The sequence below is a fragment of the Streptomyces boncukensis genome, from assembly GCF_011045075.1.
GTDB classification, from domain to species: domain Bacteria; phylum Actinomycetota; class Actinomycetes; order Streptomycetales; family Streptomycetaceae; genus Streptomyces; species Streptomyces boncukensis.
Map to the genome: position 1 here is coordinate 1 of NZ_JAAKZZ010000685.1, position 3251 is coordinate 3251.

General features: G+C 76.1%; 3 protein-coding genes. 1 reads left to right on the forward strand and 2 read right to left on the reverse strand.

Features of this window, described 5'->3' with window-relative positions:
- The coding region (locus G5C65_RS34215; protein WP_165302954.1) for an aminotransferase-like domain-containing protein at positions 1-1180 on the forward strand (1180 nt) is incomplete at its 5' end.
- A gap of 118 nt (positions 1181-1298) precedes the next feature.
- Here the strand turns inward: G5C65_RS34215 and G5C65_RS34220 are convergent.
- A complete protein-coding gene (locus G5C65_RS34220; protein ID WP_165302955.1) occupies positions 1299-2831 on the reverse strand; it encodes a P-loop NTPase family protein in 1533 nt (510 codons plus the stop codon).
- Between the two features lie 50 nt (positions 2832-2881).
- Positions 2882-3076 (reverse strand): hypothetical protein, encoded by a 195-nt coding sequence (locus tag G5C65_RS34225; protein WP_165302956.1) that lies wholly within the window; start codon positions 3074-3076, stop codon positions 2882-2884.
- Positions 3077-3251: the final 175 nt, after the last annotated feature.

Sequence of the window (3251 nt, forward strand, 5' to 3'; positions counted from 1 at the left end):
CGACCCCCTCCCGCCGGACAGCGGGAGCACGGTCATCGACCTCGGCTGCGCCGCCCTCCCCGCGCCGGAGCCGCACCTCACCCGCGCCTTCCAGGACGCCCTCGCCGAGCTCCCGCCGCACGCTCACACCCACGGCGACTACCCCGCGGGCCTCCCCGCCCTCCGCCAGGCCCTCGCCGACCGCTACACCGCCCGCGGCATCCCCACCATGCCGCAGCAGATCATGGTCACCACCGGTGCGATGGGCGGCGTCGCCGCCCTCGCCCGGCTCCTCACCCCGCGCGGCGAGCGCATCGCCGTCGAACACCCCTCCTACGCCAACGTCCTCCAGCTGCTGCGCGAGGCCGGCACCCGCCTCGTCCCCGTCCCCATGGCCGACGGGCTCGCCGGCTGGGACCTGGCCGCGTGGCGCGAGACCCTCCGCGAGGCCGCGCCGCGCATGGCGTACGTCGTCGCCGACTTCCACAACCCCACCGGCGCGCTCGCCGACGCCGAGCAGCGGCGCGCGCTCGTGGCCGCGGCCCGGTCGGCGGGCACCGTCCTGGTCGCGGACGAGTCCATGGCCGACCTCCCGCTCGATCCTGTCGACGGCGCCCCCGACCTCCCGCCGTCCGTCGCCTCCTTCGACCCCGGCGGCGCGACCGTCATCACCATCGGGTCCGTCAGCAAGTCCATCTGGGCGGGTCTGCGCATCGGCTGGGTGCGCGCGGCTCCCGACATCATCCGCAGCCTCACCGCGGCCCGCGCCTGGGCCGACCTCGGCAGCCCCGTCCTGGAACAGCTCGCCGTCACCGCGCTGCTGACCGGGGACGGCTGGGAGAGCGCCGTAGCGGAGCGGCGGGTCCGGGCCCGCGAGAACCGGGAGGCCCTGGTCTCCGCGCTCCGCCGCCGGCTGCCCGACTGGGAGTTCACGGTGCCCCGGGGCGGCCTCACCCTGTGGACCCGCACCGGCGGGCTGTCGGGCTCGCGCATCGCCGAGGCGGGGGAGCGGCTCGGCGTCCGCGTGCCCTCCGGGCCCCGGTTCGGCGTCGACGGCGCCTTCGAGGGGTACGTGCGGCTGCCGTTCACGTTCGCCGACCCGCTCGCCCGGGAGGCGGTCGCCCGGCTGGCCGCCGCGGCCGATCTCGTACGGTCCGGGGCCTCCGCGGAGTTCGAGGCGCCCCGCGGCCATGTGGCCTGAGGGCGGCAGCCGGGCCTGCACGGTGGCCGCGGGGCCCGCCCCGCGGGGCGGCTGAGGGAGGGCCGCGGACAGCAGGGCCGGACTGCGGCCCCGGACAGCAGGGCCTCCGGACGGGATGTCAGCCCGGGACGGGCCCGCTCACGCCCACGCGCTCCGGCAGCAGGGCCAGCACCGCGCGCCGTTCCGCCTCGCCCGCCCCCTCGTCGAACGGATCCGGTGTCGCGGGCACCTGCAGCCGCAGCACGGGCCCGTCGCCCAGCCGCGCCAGCCCGCGCCCCGGCGGCGCCTGAGGCACCGGACCCGTCTGCGGAACCTCGCCCAGTACGGCCCGCGCCTGCTCCCGCGACACGGCCCCCAGCACCACCCGGGCCCGGGTGTAGGCGCGGACCGCCTGCCCCAGGTCCTCCGCGCCCTCGAACTGCTCGGCGATCACCACGCTCACCCCGGCGGCCCGACCGTGCCGCAGCGGCACCTGCAGCAGCTCCTGCGGGTCCCGCCGCCCCTCGGACCGCGCCAGATGGCTCAGCACGGCCGGGCGGTCCACCAGCAGCCACAGCGGGCGCCGCGCCTCCTCCGGCGGCTGCTCGCCGGCCTGCCGCGCCCGGCACGCCGCCGTCAGCCGCCGCTCGGTCTCCCGTACCACCCACTCGAACGAAGCCATCGCGCCCGGCAGCGACGACTCCACCGCCAGCACCCCGTGCCGCCCCGCCAGGCACGCGAACTCCCCGCCGCCGTCGCCGTCGACCACCAGCACCTCGCCCCGCCGCAGCGCCTGCAGCGCCACCGACCGCAGCAGCGTGCTCGTGCCCGAGCCCGGCGTGCCCATCGCCAGCAGGTGCGGCTCCGTCGACCGCGCCCCGGTGCGCCACACCACCGGGGGCATGTCCGCCGCACCGAGCTCGGCGACCTCCACCGGCACCGTGCGCCGCACCGCGTCGCCGTCCGTGAACCCCAGCACCGTCTCCCCGGGGGCGGTCACGAAGGGCTGGGCGCCAATCCCGGTCGGCAGCGGCTCCAGGGCCCGCATCCCCAGCCGGTTGTGCTCCTCGTCCCACGCGAACCGGTACTCCCTCGCCCGCCCCGACTTCGCCGCCAGCAGCCGCTCCACCCGCAGCCGCTCCTCGGGTTCGCCGTCCCGGAAGTGCGCCGGATACCGCAGCAGCAGCGCGCACAGCCGGCCCTCGGCGCAGAACTCGTAGTCCTCGAAGGCGCGCTCCCACCCGCCGTCGTGGGCGTACATCGGCTCGGGGTGCGGATCGTCGGCCATGGCGAAGCACGGCACCAGCGCCTCGTACACCGCCTGGAGCCGCTCGTCCTCGTCCTCGGCGGGGCCCGGCACCTCGTGTACGGCCGGGCCGGTGCGGTCCCGGCCGTACCAGGCCGCCGCCGTCACCAGCGAGACCGCCGCCAGCGCGGGGCCGTACGGCATCAGCCACAGCACCAGCCCGCACGCCGCGGCCAGGAAGAGCGCGGGCCCCCGCTTCTCCCCGGGCATCCGCGACCAGCGCTCCCGGGCCAGCGAGGCCAGCCGGGCCGCGCCGCGCGCGAGCACCAGCAGCGGGTAGAGCATGTCGAGCGCGCCGTCCGTGCCCGCGCGCAGGAGCTGGCGCACGCCCCCGCCCCCGCGCCAGGGCAGTGCCCACCGGCTCACGCGCGCCTCCTCACGGATCCACCGGGCTCATGGATCTCTCAAGGATCTCCTCACAACTTGATCCCGCCCAGCAGGCTCGCCAGGCTCTCGCCGCCCGCGCGGATTCCCGGCGCGATGGCGGTCCCGGCCAGATAGAACCCGAAGAGCGCGCAGACCAGGGCATGGGACAGCTTGAGCCCGTCCTTGCGGAAGAACAGAAAGACGATCACACCGAGCAGGACGACACCCGAGATAGAGAGGATCACCAGCGCTCCTGATGGAGAGGGACGGTCACCATGAGTGTCACCAGCTTCACAGAAAGTGCGAATAGTCTGAAACTGGCGAATGGGTGATTTGTCGATTTTCTAGTGATTTGCTCGCCCCGCGGCCGGGCGTGTCCCGGGGAGGGGGCTCGCGTGGAGCGGGGCGGGGTTTGTATGT